The organism is Paenibacillus qinlingensis, assembly GCF_031455095.1.
GTDB classification, from domain to species: domain Bacteria; phylum Bacillota; class Bacilli; order Paenibacillales; family NBRC-103111; genus Paenibacillus_E; species Paenibacillus_E qinlingensis_A.
The window spans coordinates 63314-81993 of sequence record NZ_JAVDSB010000013.1 but is presented as its reverse complement, the minus strand read 5'-3'; the positions used below and the strand labels follow the sequence as shown (position 1 = coordinate 81993).

Below are 18680 nucleotides of genomic sequence, written 5' to 3'. Positions count from 1 at the left end.
CCCCTGATAACCGTTGTGGCACAGCTTTATTTATTTTTTGTGAAATTCCTTATACGCTTCAGCGTTTTCCATGAAAGCCTTCTTCATCTCAGGCAAATTGTTCAGCTTCTCGACATAAGCCTTATACTCGTCCATGGAAATTTGGCTAACGATTGCCTTGGTCACCATTGATTTGAACTCGCTCTCATACTTCGGCCAAGTGTTGTTGAAGGTTGAGGAATACACGTAGCGGAACGGATCAACCTTGCCGATCGTGTCGTACTGCTCAACTTCCTTCTTCTTCGCATCGTTGTACGTTTTGTCACCAGAAGCACTCTCAACCTTGCCCCATTTGGCATAAGCGAGCACCCCTGCGCCTTTGCTTGTCGTGTTGACTTCCTTGACGCCTTGATCCGTCAATACCTTTTGTCCTCCAACTACTTTGTGGTGAACTCCCTCTGTACCATAATAGCCAAAGTCAGTCATTTCATCAGAAGCCGTGTAATCAAAATATTTTAGCAGCTGCTTCACCTTGGCCTCCGGCACCTTCTTACTAATGTAATACCCACCAGATACCCCTGTTGAAAGAACGATAGCATTATCCTTAGGTCCCTTTAGAGTGAGGTTGATAATCTTCGGGTTCGGCTGCGTCTTGCTGATCGAATCCTCCCACTCTTTATCCCACCACACGCTTCGTGCATAGGAAGCCGCACGGCCAGTCTTATACAACTCTTCCGCCTGCGTCTTTTTCATAACCGCGAATTCCTTAGGCAGCACACCGTCGGTGTACAATCCACGGAACCATTTGACCATCTCCGTATATTGCGGGGTCAACCGCTTATCCATCATCCCGCCCTCACTATTGTAGGTCGGTTCCAGAGCCCCAAAACCGGCAGCGAATGCATCATCTCCGTCGCTAATAATGACGCCATGTCCAATCAGACCCAACGTATCTTTTTTGCCGTTGCCGTCCGGATCGCTATCGATGATCTTCTTCAAAGCAGCTGCGTACTCATCCAGCGTGGTTGGTACAGGGATATTCAGCTTATCAAGCCAATCTTTACGGATCTTGATACCGTTATCGATTCGGGAACGGGAGCGTGGAACCGCGTAAATCTTGCCGTCAACCGACAAGTACTTCTGCCAATCCGGAGCCATATTTTTCTTCAGGTTCGGATATTGGCTTAGATCCCCGAGGAAAGGAGTAAGATCCCAGAAGGCACCGTTCTTGATCGCACTGCGTAGTGTCGGCCAAGTAGAGTCAGGAGAGGCAACCACTTCGGGAAGGTCTGCGGAGGCGAACAACAGATCCGCCTTTGTCTTCAAGTCTCCGTCTGGCACCCATTCGATGTCGAGCTTGGTGTTTGTGCGCTTCTGCCACTCCGTCCAGTACGCATTGTTCATATCCGGCACTTCATTATATAAGCCAGCGAAAATTTTAATCGTAAGTGGTGCGTTATCGGTCTTAGTCCCACTCGTTGCTCCAGATTTAACGGGTTCATTCGATCCCGAGCAAGCAGCCAATAGCGATATAGCCACGAAACAAGACATGATTGCCGTATATTTCTTTAGTGCTTTCATATTGATACATCCCCCTTAAAGTTGGTTCTGCCTATCCTGCCTAATACAATGCAAAAACTTTCGTTATCCCTGATCATATCACGATTCGCCTGTTTCGATGAGTAAGCACTCCCAAATCTGCAACTCAGGCACTTCCACATGAAGCATCCCCTGACGGACGGAATACGCCAACGGCTCCCCCCCGATCAACTGCCGGACAGTCTTCACACTTCTTCCGTTCAAACGCAGCTTTACCTGGATGTCATAAAGAGGCAGCTCGGTCGAGAGCGGTCGTCTTCCCGCCCCATTAACCAAATGGACAAGCATGTCGGTCCCCTTCTCGAAAGCTGTCACCTGCAGCCCTTGATAGTGAGTCGTCTCTAGCAACTTCTCTTCTCCTAGCGCCAGATCGATTGCATTAGCGAGCAGTTGGTAATGCTCATCTAACTTAAACTCATTAATGAGATGACTCAGTGAGAATGGGAAGTACAGCGCATGGCCTTCGCCGGAGGCAGCACGCAGCGCAAGCGGAATATCGGTATGGCTGACGGCCAATGATGCCCGCTCAGGCGGTGCTCCTACGCTTTCCATCGGAGAGAACGGCGGTACCAGTGTTGCCAAAATCTGAGTCTCCGTATTGGCCGGCCGAGTATAGATGACCCTGCCACGGTGTGCGATGAGCTCCGTTTGCTCCAAGCCCTTTTGCAGCGGATTACGGTCTCCCTCAAATCTCAAATACGATGCCATCAAATATTCACTGCTGTATTGATCTTTTGATATACCAAGCAGGGACTGAAGCTCCATCCGTTCTGGAATTGATCCCTCTACCAGAATTTGGCCCCCTGCATGTACGTAGGATGTAATCGCAGCGAGAAATTCTTCGGTATAATTCATTCCCTCGGGAATCACAAGAGCCTTATACTGCTGTAACCTCTCCAGCTTCGCCTGATCCAGCAGGAGCACATCGAACAAGATTTGCCTTGCAATAAGCCCATCAGCCCAGCCCTCTGCTGTAGGGTCTGCCGTCCACATAAGAGCCACCTGCGCTACGGTTTGTGCATCCTCCATGTAGTTCTCTACTTTGGCTGCGTTCCGATTGAACTCGGACACAATATCCAGAATGCGCTTATCTGTAATGGTTTCCGGAATACCCGTGAGCGAATGCCAGATACTCCCGCCATGAGCCGGAATTTGCGACAGCCAGAAGCGGTACTCCGCTGGAGGCAGTCCCGTATGACGCCAATCCATACCTGGGCTGGAATGCACGATACCGAAAGGTGCTGGTCGCTCTGGCAGCGATCGGCCCAGCTTGATACTCAGTGCGGGCTTCCAGAACTCAGGGATGTGTCGATGCCCAAGCGACAAAATGTCTTGCGGCTCCGTACAGAGCATATCCGTCGTTTGTGCACGATCAAATAAGTTGTCCTTGTACAGATTGTAGTACAAGATCATTGGAACCTCAGGACGAGTCTGTTTAATGAAGGTATACAGATTATCCATGTTGTCTCTCATACACGTCGATGCCCAATCCGCTGCAAACTCCTTGATGTCAAGCGGCAACTCTCTTCCGTATACAGACCGGTACTTCCTCCGGCAGCCCTCGCAATGACAGGCAACATACCCTGGTGCATTAAAGAAAATGCCGTCCACGTCATAGCCTCTTAATATCTCTTCAAGCACAGGGATGGCTACCGCTTCATTGCGGTAAGCGCTGTTAATGCAAGTCGACATCAGCAGCGACCAATTTCCCGGTCTGTTAGCTCCGATAACCAGTGGTTCGCCGTTCAGCTGACGAGCGAACCATTCGGGACGGCTCAGGTAAGCCGAATCCTCTGTCTTGCTGAAATCGAGCCGGGCTATAAAACGGATATCCTGCTTGTGGCATTCCTCGATCACTGCTTGGAGCAAATCAAACGAGGCGGGCAGATGCTCATTCACCGTATGGTATGGCACTTTTGTCGGATACCAGGCATAAATGCCTCCAACATTAAAGACAATCGTATTCGCTCCCATGCTTTTCATCTGCGCTGCGAGCTGCTCCGGGTCGATTAAATCGGTATCCCGTACTTGCAAATTCGGTTGAATGACTCGCAGTGGCCTTTGCCACCATGCTTTGCTTTCTACACTCATAGCTTCCTCCTAAATATGACCCGGTCAGCGTGGCTGATTGAGTCACTGCTGTATTTTAATTTCAACGTAAACTATCCCTTCACCGAGCCTAGCATCACTCCCTTAGCGAAATGCTTTTGCAGAAATGGATACACAATCAGAATTGGACCCATCGCCAGCATAATTGAAGCCATGCGAATGGTCTCTTGCGGCACCAGTCTGTCGTCCCCCCCAGACTGCCCAACGCCAATGGTGTCTGAATCAATGACGAGCGTTTTGATAAGCACCTGCAAGGTCCACTTTTTGGAATCAGAAATATAAATAAGTGCATTGAAGTACGTATTCCAATGGGATACGGCGAAGAATAAAGTGAAAGCCGCAATTGCTGGCAGGGACAACGGAATAACAATACGCAAGAATACCCCGACATCGGAGCAACCATCGATCTTAGCTGCATCCTCCAGCTCGGCAGGAAGCGATTCCATGAAACTCTTAATGACGAGCAAACTCCACGCATTCGTAAGCGCTGGCCAGATCAGAGCCGAATAGGAATTGAGCATGCCCAACTGTTTGATCAATAAGTAGCTCGGCACGATTCCTGCACTGAACACAAGTGTGAAGATGACCCCTATGAGCATCAGTCCGCGTCCCGGCATCTGTTTTTTCGTCAACGCATAGGCAAGAGAGAACGAGACTACAAGGTTCAATACCGTACCTACGATGGTTATAAACGCCGTGCTCTTCAGTGCATTCAAGAAACTGTCAGTCGATAAAATATACTTATAGGCCGACAAGGACCATTTCTCCGGAAAAATATAAAATTCCAGCGGCACATAAGATTCTGGGTCCGTGAAGGAAACACTGAACACGTAGAGAAATGGGAATACGCATATCAGAGAGATCACGGCAAGAAGCGTGTAGTTCACATAATCAAACATTTCTATCTTTTTCTTTCGCGTAACAAAGCTCATATCAGTACCTCCTTGTTAATAGATCCCATCGTGTCCAAGTTTTTTCACGATATAGTTGGAGGTCATGACCAGCACGAAACCGACCACGCCTTTAAACATACCTACCGTAACCCCAGCGCTGATCTGCCCCTTGAGTATCCCCTGGGTGTAGGCATACGTATCGAATACCTCCGCCATGGAGATGACGAGCGGATTGATCATCAACAGGATCTGCTCGAAGCCTACGTCAGCCATCTGACCGAGCCGCAGAATAAGCAGGATCAGGATGGTCGGGCGAATAGCAGGCAGCGTGATGTGCCAAATCTGTCTCCACCGATTCGCTCCGTCGACGACGGCAGCCTCATACCGCTGCGGATCGACTCCTGCCATGGCAGCCAGGAAAATAATTGTCCCCCAACCTGCTTCCTTCCACATATTTTGCGCCGTTATGAGTCCCCAGAAATAGTTAGGGTTCGATAAGAACGCAATGCTCTCGCTTCCGGACCCCGTAATCAGCTTATTTATGATGCCAACATCCGTTGAGAGGATAAAGAACGTCATACTCGCCACGACGACCCAAGACAGAAAATGCGGCAGATACACGATCGACTGGTTAATCCGCTTAAAAGTCTCGTGACGCACCTCATTGAGCATCAGAGCCAAAAGAATAGGAAACGGAAACATAAAGACTAGCCCAAAAATATTGATCGCGAATGTGTTTCTCAACATAATATAGAAATTACTATCGCTGAAGAGCTCGGTGAAATGCTTTAAACCTACCCACTCGCTACCCCAGAAGCCGCTGTACGGATTGTAATCCTTAAAGGCAAGCAGCAGTCCCCACATGGGCACAAACTTGAATAGGATAAAATAAAGAATGCCCGGCAGTGCCAGCATGTAAATATATTTATGCTGCAGCACGCGGTGCCGAAGGCGCGACCAATAGACTTGCTTGGGGACTGTCGCCGTTGTCAGGCGGGGACGGGCTCTGGATGTCTCCATCATTTCAATGCACCTCTTTCGGTTAGTTCGGGATGAACATTATCCCCCTGTGAGCCTATTGTAGGATAGTCGAAAATGGCGGTATAGAGACAATACTTGCTTTGGACAAGCCCAAACTTGCAAGGTCAAATTCTGTCTTGTGCTTGGCAGTCAAAAAAAAAGAGACCCGACTAATGTCAGGCCTCGAAAGTTTGGCAGGATTACCTATAGGCGGAACGGAACATACTCGGTGTCATTTGTACCTTGCGCTGGAAGATACGGGTAAGATTCCGCTCTGAATATCCGATGAGTGCTGAGATCTCACTTATGCTTTGGTCCGTCTCTAGCAGCAGGAACTTGACCTCCTCCACTTTGGATTCAACGACGTAATCAAGGAAATTGATCCCCATTTCCTTTTTGAACAACCGACTGATGTACGACGGACTCATCCCGACAAGCTCAGCACACTGCACCAGCGTGAGATCTTCTCTGCAATGCTCGCGAATATACTGGCAGATCTGCCGGATAGCCGACTGTCCATTATCGTTCAGCGTCTCCTCTGTCAGTCGCTTATTCAATGGGAAAAGTACGCCAGTGAACCAATCGTTGATGTCTCTTGAGGTATGCTTGCTCTCCAACTGTCCGAACAGATTGTGCTCTAGAATATCTAGAATACTGCCGCCTTGTTTTTCCAATGAGGTGATAATAGCGGAAAGCAGAACAGAATAGCTCTGGTGAATAAAATGATACGACTTCGACTGCTGCAGCGCCTTTGTGAATTTCTCAAGTGATTGCTCCGCCAGCTGCGTTTCTCCTTTGGACAGTGCGTCAATAATCGTCCCTTCCAGTTCCCTCGGGTAACGGAATACAGAACGGGTCTTCGTGCTTTCCAAATCCTCGATGTAGAGAATTGAAGCTGTATCCTGATAGATCCGATATTGCAGCGCAACGACAGCTTCTTTGTACGAAACTGGTACATCAGCAATATGTGAGTAGCAGCGCCCGATTCCTACGGATACCTCAAAGGACAAGTAGCTCTGGAGCGAATCACTCACCGCTTGAGCGAAGGCAATCATCCGCTGCGGCAGATTGCCCTGCTCTTCCATATCGTCCCAGCGAATCAGTCCTACGCCTCTTCCTTCATATGGGAATACATAACCCTGTAGATCCGGATTTGCCCCCATCATTTCCTGAATGACATTCGTCAGCGCAAACGCAATAATCGGTTTGTCACTCGGCAGGAATCGAGTTTCTCTAATGGCATTCTCAACCTCCACCACCATGACCCCATACGTCGCCTTCACCGTCAGTCCGTACATATCGCAATCGTGAAGCAGAGAGTCACTGAGAATATAATCGCCATTTACCAGCTGCTGAAGGCATCGTTCCCGCAAGGTCGGCTGTACCTTCTCCATATACTTGCCGAGCCTCTGGGATTCCTTATTCAAATAATCGAGACAGGCCCGAATATATTCCAGTTCATTCTCGCTTCCTTGAATCCGACCAGCTCCAAGAAACCTGCTATGCTTGATCAGTTGATCGATCGGGCTATACACCCGCTTCGTGCTTAAATATGTAAACATCGCAGCAAGTGTGATGATAAAAAACAGAACCGCAATCGTCAGCACCCGGATCCACGCCAATTTGTCGGCAATGATGTCCTCTGGAATTACGGATACGTACGTGCGCCCAAAGGTGCTTTTCATGTAGGAGACATGCGCTTCACTCCCATCCTGCCGGGTCTCATAGAAGCTGCCGATGCTGTCTTGCGCTGCGGCAATGGTTTCGTAACCGGACCATGCTTCCATATGGATGGGCTTCTCCCTGTGTTTCGACTGCCCCAAAGTGCTAAGAAATACCAGTTCCTTACCCATGGGAAACACTTCAGCTTTTTCAGGAAGGAACCGAACTATCTCCCCAATGTCCACTTGCAATCCCAAGATGCCCTGTACATTGTTGCTCCCGCCTACAGGAACCTTTCGGACGAAAGTAATCAAGCCCTCCTGCGAACTCGTTGGCAAGTAGATCCACTTCGCTAGGCTTGTATCGTTCAGGAGCTGCTGAATATCTGCCTTGTATTTATAATTCTCAAGCTCCATGGAGCCATAATTGTTCGTTAGAACGACGCTTTCCAGTGTGCTGTAAAAAAAAATCTCTTTTATAAATTCATTCGCATTCTTGACCAGCGTAATCTTATTGACCAAATCCAGATGCCAGATCAGAGGCATATCCGTAATCCGCCCGGCGAACAAATCTGTCATGATCGGGTCAGCCGCCAGCTGCAGAGAGTCCTTCTCGATTCCTTGGAGCATCCGCTCCGCCCTGTCCTTGGTCAGTACGAGTGTGGAATTGCTCTCGTCAATAATCTGCTCTTTTGTCCGCTCCATTGAAATTTGGTAATACACCAGACCCGCAATCATAATCGGCAGACATACCGATAAACACCCGACCCAAATCAGCCTATTCAGATACGTGCCGCTGCGGTCGTTCCCACCCGGATAAAACCATCGTCTCCAGCTGTTCAACCAGTTCGCCATTGGTCCCCTCCTCTGCCTTCTCCATCTTGTACACGCCAGCCAGCCTTTCTTCATTGTAAAAGAAAATGCGTGATTGCAAAACCGACATTTCTTGTTTTCGGACATGGGAATACGTGAAGGCGACATGCTGCAGGAGTAGTGCAAGAAATGTCTTGTCAGATGCAGGAGATGACAAAAAGTGTCCAGTGCAAAAAAAGTCTCGGCCGGTGACCTGAAGTTCCATTACGGAACATGCAGGCACACAGGCCGAGACTTTTAATTTGCCATTTCTATTTACCAATAAACTGTTGGGTAAACATTTTGCCGCACGGTCCGCCGTCCACAATACCGATGCCAATGTGCGTATAATCTTTGCTCAGAATATTAGCCTTATGTCCTGGAGAGTTCATAAGCGCTTCATGCGCCGCCCCAACTCCTTGGTTGCAAGCAATATTCTCCCCTGCTGCATTATACGTAATTCCGAATTTCTCCATCATATCGAATGGTGAACCATACGTCGGCGAATCATGGGAGAAATATTTGTTATCCACCATATCTTGGCTTTTGAGACGAGCTGTTTTGGTTAGCTCTAGGTCCGCTGTAAGCGCTGAGAGTCCAGCTGCTGCACGTTCTTTATTCACCAGATCCAGCATTTGCTGCTCTTCCACCGTTAAGCCGGATGTCGAAGGAACCTTCGGCGCTGGCGTAGGACTCGGCGTAATCGGCGACGGCGCTGGCGTCGGTGTTGGTGTTGGCGTCACCTTCTTCGGAATCTTCAGATTCCCATATGCCCAGAGAATGGATTGTAAGGTCTGATCGTCAACATTTCCCGTTACCGGCAAACCATATCTGCTTTGAAAAGCTTTAACCCCAGCTTGTGTTTGATTGCCATAATAGCCTGTTATGGGTCCTGAATAGTAACCAAGAGACTTCAGCATCCCTTGAACCGCGTAGACATCAGGGCCTTTCGCTCCTTTGCCATATGCAAATACAGTCGTTGTAGAAGCACTGAACAAGACCACACAGATGAGGGCTATCCAGATCAACCTCTTTTTGCCTTGTAACATGCGTTACGTTCACTTCCTGTCATCTTCAGTATCTTCGCCACACTATGGACGATAAGGGTAGCATTTCCTGTGGAACATCCTTTTATCCAAATGATGAAAGAAGAACTATAGGCCCCCTTATTTACATAGAACCCCCTAAACATGGAATTCTATATTTAAGGGTAATCTCAGACGCTAGAACGAAAGGGAGCGAGACGTGTGACATGGTTTACGAAGTGGGCATTTAGTAACAAAGCAGCTGTAATTTTTTTGGTACTATTAATTTTAGGAACAGGCGTTGGCAGCTACTTTAGATTGCCGATGGAATTTCTGCCAAGTGCAGACTTCCCACAAATTAGTGTTACGGTCGTCGGTCAAGGATATGATGCCAAATCCATGCTGGATAGTGCTACTACACCTATAGAGAAAGCTGTCTCCAGTGTGCCAGGTAAGAAAGAAGTATTCTCTACATCTTCCGATGGCTTTATGAAAATTGATATGACATTTGATTCGGATATTAAAATGAAAGATGCCCAAGCGAGCGTTCAAGAAGCGCTAAACTCGGTTGTTTTGCCAGCAGGAATGTCAAAACCTTTCGTTATCCGTTTGAACACTTCGATGATTCCACTCTCTTGGGTTGCTCTCAATTTCAAAGATGGCTTAACCAAACAAAATATCGAGCTTGCGCAAGAGAAAATTTTGCCTGAGTTTCAGCAGATCAGAGGACTTGCGAGTGTAGTGCTTGGTGGCACATCCGTCTCTCAAGTGATCATTCATCCTGACAAAGATAAATTAGCCCAAGCACAATTGCCAGCACAAGTTCTTATGGGTGTCCTACAAGGACAGAATGTGACCGTCAACGTTGGAGAAAGACCCATAGACGGCAAAACGAGCGCCATCAAGGTTATAGGAAACCTAAGCGATCTAGATACGCTCGGTAATTTATCCGTAGCCCCTGGCGTCAAATTGAAGGATGTTGCTACGGTTGAAGTCGCCGCAAATAAAGACACCTTAACACGCATTAACGGTAAGGATTCGCTAACGTTGGTCGTGACGAAGGATACGAGCTCCAATGCCGTAGATATCAGTAAAGAGGTAGATAAAATCGCAGAAGAAATCGCAACGAAATATCCGAATGCGACGGCTGAAGTGATTTATTCCACCGCTGAATCTGTCGTCACTTCCGTAAACAGTATGATGAGAGAAGTATTGCTTGGCGCGTTATTTGCGACAATTGTGATTCTAATCTTCCTTAGAAATGTTCGTTCCACTTTCATTACGATTGTTTCCATTCCCCTATCACTAGGATTAACGTTGTTCCTGCTTTCCCAATCCGGTGTAACATTGAATATCTTAACGCTAGGCGGGGTCGCCGTTGCCGTAGGACGGCTCGTGGATGATAGTATCGTTGTTATCGAAAATATTTTCCGAAGAACCCAGAAGGCGGAGTTTTCCAAGGAATTAATCCTTGATGCAACGAGAGAAGTTGCCAGAGCGATTACCGCTTCTACCTTAACAACCGTTGCCGTATTCCTGCCGCTTGGACTTTTGAAAGGCTCTTTACAAGCGTTCCTGCTCCCTTTTGCCCTAACCGTCACGTATTCCCTGCTTTCCTCCTTGCTCGTTGCACTCACCGTCGTTCCTCTGATGAGCGCTTGGTTACTGCGCAAGACGAAATTAAAAGAACATAAAGAGTCGAAAGGTCTAAGAAGCATCTTATCCTGGAGCTTGAATCATAAATTCATCTCCATTCTCCTTTCGCTTATCCTGTTTGGCGGTTCCATTGCGCTTTACTTCGTGATGCCAAAAGGTGCAGTAGGCGGCTCCACCGCAAGCCAGTTAAGTGTCACACTGTCCTACACACCTGAAACTCCCATTTCAACTGTGCGGGATAAAGCCATGGAATTAGAGAAATTCATGCTCGAGCAAAGCGAACTTGATCATCTCATTCTGCAACAAGGGAACACCGAAGATAATGCCAAATGGGGTAGCGTAGCGCCTCCAACGATTGCAACCTTCCAAGTCTTCATGAAGAAAGATGTGGATACTCAGCATTTTATAGATGGGGTTCTCACTCAAAAATCCAAATATCCGGACGCTGATTTGCAAGCAGGCGGGGGCGGCTTCGATGGCAGCAGCGGTTCCGCCATTACTGTTGATCTAACAGGCGATTCCGCCAAGAGCTTAGATCAAGCTGCTGCAGATGTCATTGGGGCAATCAAAGGTATTGAAGGCGTCGAGAAAGTAACTAGTAATCAAAATGTAACGAAACCAGGCTACTCGATTACTGTTGATCCTACACGAGCTAAACCTGAAGAAATTGCAGGTACGATCCGCTCCCTCATGAATCCAACACCGATTGGTTCCATGAAGCTGGAAAACAAAGAAATTCCTGTTGTGCTTGATGCTTTAATTAATCCATCGACAGTTTCAGACCTATCGAATATTCAAATCATGACAGCAACGGGTCCAGCGGATTTAACTTCTGTTGCAAAAATCGAAAAAACAAATGAGTCCAACACGATTCTCCATAAGAATAATCAACAATTCTTGCGTGTGACGGCACTCGTAGACTCAACGAAACTGTCCAAAATCAATACTGACATTACGAAAAAGACAAAAGATCTGAAGCTTATAACTGGCGTTGCTTTGACCGTTGGCGGAGCATCGGCTGAGCAATCCAGTGATTTTGCCGACTTGTTCATGACCATGGGTATATCCATTGGTATCGTACTGTTGATCATGGTTATCACATTCAAATCGTTCCGTGCACCGATCGCGAGTATGGTATCCCTTCCTTTCGCGGCCGTTGGAGCGATTGTTGGCATGATGATCACCAAAACATCCTTCGACGTTACGTCAATCTTCGGATTCTTGATGCTGATCGGTATCGTCGTCACGAATGCCATCGTCTTGATTGATCGTGTGAAACAAAACGAAGAGCACATGACCATTCGCGAGTCCTTACTGGAAGCCGCGGCTACACGGATGCGTCCCATCTTGATGACAGCCGTTGCTACTATTTGTGCGATGGTGCCGCTTGTTCTAGCTAAAGCCGAAGAAGGCAGCATCGTTTCCCGAGGCTTAGCGGTCGTCGTTATCGGCGGTCTGACTTCAGCAACGCTCTTCACGCTGATCATGGTGCCAACGGTCTATGAACTACTCCATGCGAGAAAAGCAAGACGTCAGAGAAGACGGTTAGAAAATGCACGTTAAGTAAAAAAGGCTGATCCCGGCAGAATGATCTGCTTGGGGTCAGCCTTTTTTTGTTTCTATCCAATTTCGAACTAATTTGGCGACGTAATAACATTTTTCACTGTGCGTTTATATTCATTGGGGCTCATGCCGGTCATTTTCTTAAATATATTGGAGAAATACGAATAGTGTTGAAAACCAACCTTCTCGGACAATTCGTAATTGCGAAATTTACCTTCCGCTAAATACTGCTTAGCGAGTTCTATTCTTTGCTCCAGCACATAATCAATGACAGACATTCCCGTCTCTTTCTTGAAAATATGGCTAAAATGAGAGGTGCTGAGCCCAGACTCCCCTGCAATCGCATCTACGGTCAACTCGCCTCCCAGATGCTGACGAATGTACAAGATAGCCCGTGCAATTTCAGGACGTACTACGATTGCTTCTGCTACAATTCGATCACACTTCTGCAGCCATGCTAACACGAACTGTATGGCCTCGCTCAAGTTAATGGCAACTTCAAATTGCGGCCATTCTGGTAAATAGGCCGCGTCAGTCATACGCGACGCCAGAGATTGAAACCAATTCAGAACTTCAGCTGGTGATGGATACCATTCCAGTAGATACGCTTTTATTTTGTGTAGTATTCTTACATAAGCCGCATGGGATCTATCTACTTGCAGATTGTCCGCTAACGCATTTAACTCGGATACGTGTTGCATGCTCAGAAGCCCAAATGGACGGAGCCCATAGGTAAAAATCGTCTTAGGCTTCTCCTGATAAAAGCGATAAATGAACAAACCATTGATTTGTTTGTATATAGAACGAAGTTGGTTGAGCCTGCTGAACGGTTCACTAGCGGCCAACTTTATGGAGACATCTAAGTACTTCTCCAAAGGACCCTGAATTGTCTGCTCTAGACGCAAACAGGCGGCCATGCTTCCTTCTTTATCCAAACTCTTGTCATCCGACGCGAGAAGTACAACCACTTTTCCGAACTCCAATGGAAATAACTCACTATGGATAGGAAAAGATTCTTGAAGCGATTCTCGAATCATTTCTAACATGCTGAATTCGATAAGCATCCTATCATTGCTTGAGTAACGTTCCTTTAAACTCACTAGCCCATCAACTTCAACAACCACTAAAACGGTTGTGTCAAACGACAAATTCGCACCGATTTCTTTCCCTTTTTGATTAATCTCACCATCTTCAGCATATAGCCCCATTAGGATCTGTTGAAAATAATGCTTTCTAAGCGGATAACTGTTACTTTGGATCGTCTTATGATTGATGGAGGCAGACATGATCGTCATATCTTTCTCAGATTCTTTTGACGCTTTGTCTAATGCTTCCTTTGTTTCAATTAGGTTGATAGGTGATTTGAGTATATAACCGAGCGCACCATGCTGCATGGCTTGATTAATATAACTGAACTCTCTGTGAGCGGTTAGGATAACGCATTTCGTCTGTGAAAAACGATTATTGATATGTTTCAGGAGCGTCAAGCCGTCCATCACCGGCATCGTAATATCGATCAAAGCAACATCTGGGTTGAGAGCCTCTATCGCTGTTAACGCTTCTATACCGTTCGTTGCTTCACCGACAATGGTATACCCCCACTCCTCCCACGGAAAAGCTTCTTTGATATGCTGTCTGGCAATCTCTTCATCATCAATTAAAAGAAGACGTTTCAACGGATCCAGCCCTTTCCTTAGGAAGTTTTATCCATATTTTCGTTCCAATTTGGGGATGACTGTCAATGGTTAATTGATACTCGGATCCAAACATAAGCTGGAATCGTTCGTGCACGTTCACAATGCCAATATGCTTCACTCGATTGACTACTTTCTCACGCTGTTCCAGCTTATCTACCAATTCTTGTAACGTTTCCTTCTCCATGCCAACCCCATTATCTTCTATCAATATTTCCCAATCACCCTGATTGACCATCGTTCCGATATACACGGTTCCACCTGCGTCCTTAGGAACGATCCCGTGGAAAATGGCATTTTCAACAATTGGCTGCAAAATAAACTTAGGAAGCTTATATTCCAAGGAAAGAGGATCAATATCGAATTCAAACTCGCATTTATTCGGATAACGGATTTTCATAAGTTCTACGTAATTCTCAATCGCGATCAACTCTTCCCTCATTTTTACTGGATCCGGTGAGTTATCGAGTGCATAGTGTAGTTGATTCGATAAGGCAGAAATCAGCGTATCCATCTTCTCCATATCGCCTCGCCGTCCGAGCATGGAGATCGTATTTAACGTATTATATAAAAAATGAGGCTTAATTTGGGCATGCAAAGCACGAAAATCAGAAAGCTTTTTCTGCTCCTCGCTATATTTTAAATCGCTCAGCAACTGCCCTATTTTTTTCGTCATGACATTGAAATGCATAGCTAGGTAGCCGATCTCATCTTCCGTTTTAATGGCGAGTTGAGAATCCAAATCTCCTTCTCCTACTTTTTGCACATATTTAGTCATTCTTTTAATTGGCGAAGAAATGATTACGGTTACGAATAAGGATAAACCTAACGCCAGTAAAAAAGAGATCAGCGCAAGCTGGATCGAGTCGCTTATCGATTGCTTAAGAGGTGCCAGCAGTTCACTTTTGTTCATGATAACGACTAACTGCCATTTAAGAATGGTATTATATCCCCTCGTCATAATAAGACTATCGTCGGCTTGAGGATTCATGAACTCTTTTTGCCCCCAGCTGGAGCGAAGAATGAACGGGTCAAACCCGGTCAAATGATATATTTTTTGAACATAATCATAGTGGATATAAGGCTCTTTCCCAATAACTGGACGTAATTCTTTATCCAAAATAATAAGATTCTCAGATACATCCTGCACTTCATCAGGAAACAATGTGTAGTACAACCTTTCCAAATTCACATCAGCCAGTAAAATACCTCGAGAGCCATTCATCAAATCTACTGGTGTTACATAAGTCAATGTGTATCCTGAAACTGTGGAATGATAAGGCCCAACCCATTTCGAGTCTACAAGTGGACTCGCTAATAATTGTTGAATCACAGGATCGTCAAACAAATCCCAACTGTGCGAAGAAGAACTGGCTAGAACATCTTGATTGGAAATCAGATGGACATTACTCAAATTCGGCGATAAATAGAGCAGGTTCACCGACATCCATGTTTCTAGCTGTTTATAGTCGCCAGTTTTCAACCGGCTATCATTCACGATCGAGCTAAGCGCAGTCCGTATATTTTGCAAATTACTATCTAGGTACCGATTGGATTTCTGAACGGCTTGTCTTGCATAATCCATTTGAGATTTGATCAGTATCTCTGACGAGTGTTGATTAAATGAGTACGCCGTCACTAACGTCAGTAACTCAAAACAAAGGAATGTCAGAAGGAACACTTTTGGCGTTATTCGTAATTTCCTGAACATAGCGGATATGCGATTCATGCGTGCCTAACCCCTTCATGGAAACGTCTACATACAATTATAGAAGGTGATATTTGAATAAACAGTCATTATTACGTTAAAATTATCATTTTTCTACGAAATCGCCAAATAACTAAAGTTTTCACATGATTATTTATATCTTTATAAACCTAAATACTTTATTCTGTTTGCATAATAACCCAAAGGAGTCATCAGAATGAATTCTATTCCTGTGGTCTATGTCAACAATTTCAAAGGTTCCGACGATGCAGCAATGATTCGCGCGGCGATTCAACATGCGATAGAAACACAAGCGGAGTTCGTGATTTTCGAACCGCGACGCTATATGCTGCAAAGTGCAATAACTTTCGATACAGCAGGTTTTGAACATGATGCCGGCAGTTCCGCGCATGACAGCAAAGTATGCCATATCGTCATTCAAGGCTCTCAAAAGCTAACATTATTAGGTGCTGTAGACGAACAAGGGGATCCTGCAACCGTATTCGTTGGAATTAATGATCTTCAGATTCACGGCTACCTGCCCGCGATCCTGTGGTGCGAAGACAACGAGAGGCTTGCACTCAAAAATATCGCTTTTTCCCGTGAGCCGTTCTACGCATCAGCAGGTGTTGTTATTGCAAAAAGTGACTCTCATATCGTCGTCGACGTTTTTGAAGGCAATCCGTGCTACGACGGAATGGGCTGTTATTGTATGAATCGCTTTAATCCGGAGACAGGCGCACTGACAGGTGAAAGTGTTACTTATGGTTCTGGAGCAGGCGTGCTTTGGAAACGAATCGCCCCGAATCAATTGTCCTTAACGAATGCCGAGGTAGCTGCTAAGGTCGCTCTTGGAGAATATGTCTCTTGGCATCAAGGGGCTCAGACCGACTTTCAAACTTACTTCGCACGATGTAACCATTTAAACCTTTCTAATATAAGGACGTATAATTCAAATGGCTTCTGCATGTTAACGGAGGCTTGTAAGCATATAACAGCGGAGCGCGTGATTTTTAAACCCGATGGCAATCGCTTATTTACTGCCCCAAGGGATGCTTGGAAAATTTTCAAATGCAATGGTGATCTCAACATTGACCAGTTGATTATCGAAGGAGTTCGAATGGATGGTCAGAACATGCACAGCAACTGGCTCATTGTAAAAGAAGTGCTAAGCGATGATGAGGCATTGTTCTTTTGCCATCATACCTTTGCAAAGCTGGAGATAGGCAGTGTTATTGAATTAAATCACGAAGAAGACATCTATCGGTTAACCATTGCAGATTGGCATCACGAGGGAAAAGGCGATCGCGGGAATTATTACCGGATTCGCTTGAACGAGAAGCTTCCTGTCATCACACAGAATGGCATGTTAGGAAGCGCCGCTTGTTGGGAGCCTGACAGGTACATTTGTAAAAACTCGGAGTTTACGAACATTGCTGGGGCCGGTCATCTAGTGCGATACGACCATGTAGTGATTCTGAATTGCACCTACAAAAATACGATGAATCCTGGGATCTTACTCGGCGCAGAATTACCCGTTCACGCCGAAGGCGGACATGCAACGGATATACTAATTAAAGATTGTGAGTTCGACAATTGCGGTTTCTTCCCCAGATATGAAGCAGCCGGTTGTATTGGTGTGAAATCCGCTGGATTCAGCGGTAAATTCAATACCAACATTGTGATTTTGAACAATACGATGAAAAACTCCGAAATCGGTGTGCATGCCATTGATGCCCACAACGTTTTCATGATTGGGAATACGTTTGAAGGTATCTCCGTCCCCTTGTTAAGAGACGAAGAAGTGAATGGGACGATTTATGAGCATTTAAATCAATTTTCATAAAAACTAAGGAGCTAAGCGGTCTTTCTCGCTTAGCTCCTGCTTTTCGTGGAAGACGCGCAGCAAAACCTTTTAACACTGGGGTATTCTTCCTAGCTGCCACACGTGTTTAAATGTATAAACTACAGCTAATTTATCCGAATCTGACCTGTTTGCAGGATTAGATGGAAAAACTACAGCTAATTTCTTTGAAATTTGAAGAAACAAGCACATCGGGGAAATTTAACTACAGGAAATACAGTTAACCCTTCAGATTCGCGAAATCCGATTCAAATAGATGGAGAAAATCCAGTTAGATTGTGGGAAGCAGTGGAAGCAGGCTCATTACTCCTAGGTCATTAACGAAGAAGAGGCTGTTACAAAATTTAGACAACCTCTTTTTGCTGTTATCGCACTTAGCTAGTAACCATACCAATAACGAACCCATCATATCCTTTACTTCCAACTGTTTGAATCGCAGTGGCTGTAATTCTATTCTCATCTGCGATAAGATCATAAAATGCTCTAACACCTTGTACACGTGGATCTTCACTGTTTTTATTAATAATTTCACCTTCGCGAATGACATTATCACCTATAATCACAGTTCCCGGATGGGAGAAGTGAAGAGCCCATTTTAAATAATTCGGATTATTCGGCTTGTCAGCATCAATAAATATACAATCAAAAGGCTCGACACCCTCGTTACTCATCTGTGACAATTGCTCTAAAGCATCCCCTACTCGAAGCTCCACCTTATCTTGCACTTCAGCCAGGGAAAGATTAGCCGCTGCTACCTGTGCATGATGAGGATCAAGTTCTAGCGTGACTATTTTCCCTTCAGCAGGCAGCGCTCGTGCCATCCAGATTGTACTGTATCCTCCCAATGTACCGACCTCCAAGATACGTTTCGATCCCTGCATCTGCACAAGCAAGTTTAACAATTTCCCTTGTGAGGGTGAGACATCATAAGCCGGTAATCCGGCCTCTTGATTGGTGGACAACACTGCTTCGAGAATAGCATCATGTGGAATGAGACGCTCCGTTATATACTGATCAACCTTATCCCAGACGTTTATCTGACTCATTAAGATCACTT

Annotated in this window: 12 protein-coding genes; 2 read left to right on the top strand and 10 right to left on the bottom strand. The window is 45.9% G+C overall.

What is annotated here, in order from left to right; all coding sequences use genetic code 11:
- Window positions 1–30: 30 nt before the first annotated feature.
- The 7 genes from J2736_RS25455 to J2736_RS25425 form a co-directional block, all read right to left on the bottom strand.
- Window positions 31–1560: a type 2 periplasmic-binding domain-containing protein gene (locus tag J2736_RS25455; RefSeq protein WP_310501400.1), complete on the bottom strand. Its 1530-nt coding sequence runs from the start codon at window positions 1558–1560 to the stop codon at window positions 31–33.
- A 78-nt stretch (window positions 1561–1638) separates the two neighbouring features.
- Window positions 1639–3669, bottom strand: a complete 2031-nt coding sequence (locus tag J2736_RS25450) for an alpha-amylase family protein (RefSeq protein ID WP_310501399.1) — start codon at window positions 3667–3669, stop codon at window positions 1639–1641.
- 71 nt (window positions 3670–3740) lie between these two features.
- A complete protein-coding gene (locus tag J2736_RS25445; protein ID WP_310501398.1) occupies window positions 3741–4619 on the bottom strand; it encodes a carbohydrate ABC transporter permease in 879 nt (292 codons plus the stop codon).
- A 15-nt stretch (window positions 4620–4634) separates the two neighbouring features.
- The gene (locus J2736_RS25440) at window positions 4635–5600 is read right to left on the bottom strand and encodes an ABC transporter permease (RefSeq protein ID WP_310501493.1); all 966 of its coding nucleotides are present in this window, start codon (window positions 5598–5600) and stop codon (window positions 4635–4637) included.
- 200 nt (window positions 5601–5800) lie between these two features.
- Window positions 5801–8116, bottom strand: coding sequence for a helix-turn-helix domain-containing protein (locus J2736_RS25435; RefSeq protein ID WP_310501397.1), 2316 nt, complete (start codon window positions 8114–8116; stop codon window positions 5801–5803).
- Complete coding sequence (locus J2736_RS25430; RefSeq protein WP_310501396.1) at window positions 8040–8291, bottom strand: hypothetical protein; 252 nt, start codon at window positions 8289–8291, stop codon at window positions 8040–8042. Before J2736_RS25430 ends, J2736_RS25435 begins: the two co-directional genes overlap by 77 nt.
- 94 nt (window positions 8292–8385) lie before the next feature.
- On the bottom strand, window positions 8386–9162 hold the full coding sequence (locus J2736_RS25425; RefSeq protein ID WP_310501395.1) for a peptidoglycan-binding protein: 777 nt from the start codon (window positions 9160–9162) through the stop codon (window positions 8386–8388).
- Window positions 9163–9360: 198 nt separating this feature from the next.
- Between J2736_RS25425 and J2736_RS25420 the strand changes: the two genes are divergently transcribed.
- Window positions 9361–12357 carry an efflux RND transporter permease subunit gene (locus J2736_RS25420; RefSeq protein WP_310501394.1) on the top strand — a complete coding sequence of 999 codons (2997 nt, stop codon included), beginning with the start codon at window positions 9361–9363 and terminating at the stop codon, window positions 12355–12357.
- A gap of 71 nt (window positions 12358–12428) precedes the next feature.
- Here J2736_RS25420 and J2736_RS25415 read toward each other — a convergent pair whose 3' ends face one another.
- Together J2736_RS25415 and J2736_RS25410 are read right to left on the bottom strand one after the other, a co-directional pair.
- Complete coding sequence (locus tag J2736_RS25415) at window positions 12429–14033, bottom strand: response regulator transcription factor (protein ID WP_310501393.1); 1605 nt, start codon at window positions 14031–14033, stop codon at window positions 12429–12431.
- Window positions 14011–15780 carry a sensor histidine kinase gene (locus J2736_RS25410; RefSeq protein WP_310501392.1) on the bottom strand — a complete coding sequence of 590 codons (1770 nt, stop codon included), beginning with the start codon at window positions 15778–15780 and terminating at the stop codon, window positions 14011–14013. The genes J2736_RS25415 and J2736_RS25410 overlap by 23 nt, the downstream gene beginning before the upstream one ends.
- 196 nt (window positions 15781–15976) lie before the next feature.
- Between J2736_RS25410 and J2736_RS25405 the strand changes: the two genes are divergently transcribed.
- Window positions 15977–17605: a right-handed parallel beta-helix repeat-containing protein gene (locus J2736_RS25405; protein ID WP_310501391.1), complete on the top strand. Its 1629-nt coding sequence runs from the start codon at window positions 15977–15979 to the stop codon at window positions 17603–17605.
- Between the two features lie 392 nt (window positions 17606–17997).
- Here the strand turns inward: J2736_RS25405 and J2736_RS25400 are convergent, their stop codons facing one another.
- Window positions 17998–18669 carry an O-methyltransferase gene (locus J2736_RS25400; protein ID WP_310501390.1) on the bottom strand — a complete coding sequence of 224 codons (672 nt, stop codon included), beginning with the start codon at window positions 18667–18669 and terminating at the stop codon, window positions 17998–18000.
- Window positions 18670–18680: the final 11 nt, after the last annotated feature.